3 protein-coding genes are annotated in these 2290 nt (G+C 70.7%); 1 reads left to right on the top strand and 2 read right to left on the bottom strand.

The window, feature by feature from the left end:
- Positions 1-183: 183 nt before the first annotated feature.
- A complete protein-coding gene (locus V6M57_RS09700; protein WP_332814784.1) occupies positions 184-864 on the bottom strand; it encodes a hypothetical protein in 681 nt (226 codons plus the stop codon).
- Positions 865-1155: 291 nt separating this feature from the next.
- Between V6M57_RS09700 and V6M57_RS09705 the strand changes: the two genes are divergently transcribed.
- Entirely contained in the window at positions 1156-1449 is a 294-nt protein-coding gene (locus V6M57_RS09705; protein WP_332814785.1) for a hypothetical protein, read from the top strand.
- Between the two features lie 177 nt (positions 1450-1626).
- On the opposite strand, the gene V6M57_RS09710 is transcribed toward V6M57_RS09705, so the two are convergent.
- On the bottom strand, positions 1627-2290 hold a 664-nt coding region (locus V6M57_RS09710), incomplete at its 5' end, for a heme biosynthesis protein HemY (RefSeq protein WP_442968805.1).

Raw genomic sequence — 2290 nt, forward strand, 5'->3', positions numbered from 1 at the left:
CGCCCAGCGCCTGCAGCGCCAGCCCACGTGGCGGCCGAAAAAGGCTTCTTTGGCTGGATCAAGAGCCTGTTCGGCGGCGCCGAAGCGCCGGCTGCTGCGCCTGCCATTGAAGTGAAAAAAGAAGAGCGCGGCGGCGAGGCACGACGTGATGGACGTGGCGAACGCGGCGAGCGAGGCGAACGTTCAGAGCGCGGTGGCCGCGATGGCCGCCGTGGTGGCCGCAGTCGTGGTGAAGGACGTGGCGAGGCACGTCCGGAGGGCCGCCCTGAAGGTCGGGGCGACCGGGGCGAGGGTCGCGGCGGCGAACGCCGTGAACGCAGTCCCGAAGCACGCGGCGAAGGCGCACGCCAGGAGCGTTCCGCCGGGGAAGCACGCCCTGAAGCCCGCGCTGACAATCGCGGCGAAGGCCAGCCCCGCAGCGAAGGTCGCACCGACGGCCGTGGCGAGGGCCGTGGTGACCGCAACCGCCGCGAACGCGGCGACCGCATCCCGCGCGATGCGGTAGAGCAGGATCTCGCATTGGCCAACCAGGCCGCCATGGCCGCAGCCATGGGTGGCGAGGCTGCCGTGCAGGGACAGGACAGGCCCGCCCAGGAAGCCGGCCGTGACGGTGATCGCCAGCAGGGCGGACGCGAAGGACGGGGCGAAGGCCGCCGCGAGCGCGGTGAACGGGGTGGAGAGCGCGGTGGCCGCCGCAATGATCGCCGCGGCGAACGCACCGAGGGCCAGAGCCCGGGCGCCGACACCGCTGGCAATATCGTGAGCGGTGAAGCCGCGCCTATGGCTGCAGTGGCACTCGGCGAGACCGGCCAGGCGCTGGCGCAGGACCAAAATGGCCAGGGCGTTGGCCCGGCAGACGAGCAACGTCAGCCCCGTGAACGCCGCAGCCGTGACCGCTACGGCCGCGACCGGCGCGAGCGTGGCGAGGAGCGCGGTGAAAATGGCGAGCGCAGCGAGCAGCCCGCCGAGGGCACCGCCGCACCCGCCGGTTCAGCGCCAACTCAGGCGCCAGCCCAGGAAGAGCGTACGCCAGTCGCTGCTGAATTTGCAGCACCGGCAACCCCTTCGGCAAATGTTCCTGCTCCGGCCCCGGTTCAGGTTCCCGCGCCTGCCTACACGGCGCCAGTCGCTGTTGCCGCGCCAGTGGTGGCGCCCATGCCAGTACCTGCGCCCGCAGCAGCCGGCATCACGCTGCCCAAGGTCCAGGCCTACGCCCTGCCCCTGCAGGACCTGGCCCAGGTGGCCGCGTCTTCAGGCCTGCAGTGGGTCAACTCCGATGCAGCCAAGATTGCCGAGGCGCAAGCCGCCATCGCTGCTGAAATCAAACCGGCGCATGTGCCGCGCGAGCGCCCGCCCCTGGCGGTGTCCGATGAAGGTCCGCTGGTGCTGGTGGAGACCAAACGCGATCTGGGCTCAATGGCGCTGCCCTTTGAGCAACCAGCCGCCTGATGGACCGGCGGGCCAGCCACTGGCCTGGCCCTCAGCCTCCTGAAAAGGCCCCGCGTGCGGGGCTTTTTCTTTGCCTGTTCGACGCATTGCGCCGGCGTTCCGGGACATGTGCGGTGCCCATGGCGCGGTGCAGCGGCACCCGGCCACCAGGGGCTTGGGCAGCAGGGCCTGGCGCCTCTACAGCTGGGCAGCGCGCTTGTAGGCCTGCGCCGCCGCCGGCTCATCCTCACGCTGCTCGGCCAGCACCGCCAGCGCCCGCCAGGCATTGCGGTGCAGCGTGGCATCCTGCAGGCCCATGGCGGCTTGCGAGAGCAACTGGCGGGCCTTGCCCCACAGCTGACGGTTCAGGCAGGCCATGCCGGCCAGGTACTGCAGATTGGCGTCGCGCGGCCGGCTGATCTGCGCCGCTTCAATGCGCGCCAGCCAGGCCGCATCCAGGGAGTCCAGACCAGCTTCCAGCACCGTGATCAGCTTGATGCGCAGGTTGTCGCCGATCTCCGAGCGCGGCTCTATCATGCGGTCCCACACCTGCAGCAGCCACGTGCGCGCCAGCCCGGCGTCGCCATGCAGCGCCATCAGCCGCGATGCCGCATGTACCACCAGCTCGGGCATGGCCCGCTCGCTCTCATCCAGCGAAAACCAGGCTTGCTGCAACTGCGCCGGATCGTGCGCATCGTTCAGCAGCTCCAGCGCCAGGCCACGCACAATGCTCTGCGCGGCCGCCTGTGAAAAAGCACGGTGCTTGGCCAGCAGGCGGGCGGTGTCCAGCGCCAGCAAGGTCTGCTTGACCTGGCGGGTGGCGCGCAGCTTCATGCGCAGGGCCAGGGTGCGCCGCGCGGCG

It is taken from the genome of Ramlibacter sp. (genome assembly GCF_036676645.1).
Taxonomy (GTDB): Bacteria; Pseudomonadota; Gammaproteobacteria; order Burkholderiales; family Burkholderiaceae_C; genus Ramlibacter.

Excerpts from the sequence above, each read along its gene's own strand:
- V6M57_RS09705 (WP_332814785.1), top strand. The coding sequence starts at position 1,156 with ATGCCAGTACCTGCGCCCGCAGCAGCCGGCATCACGCTGCCCAAGGTC.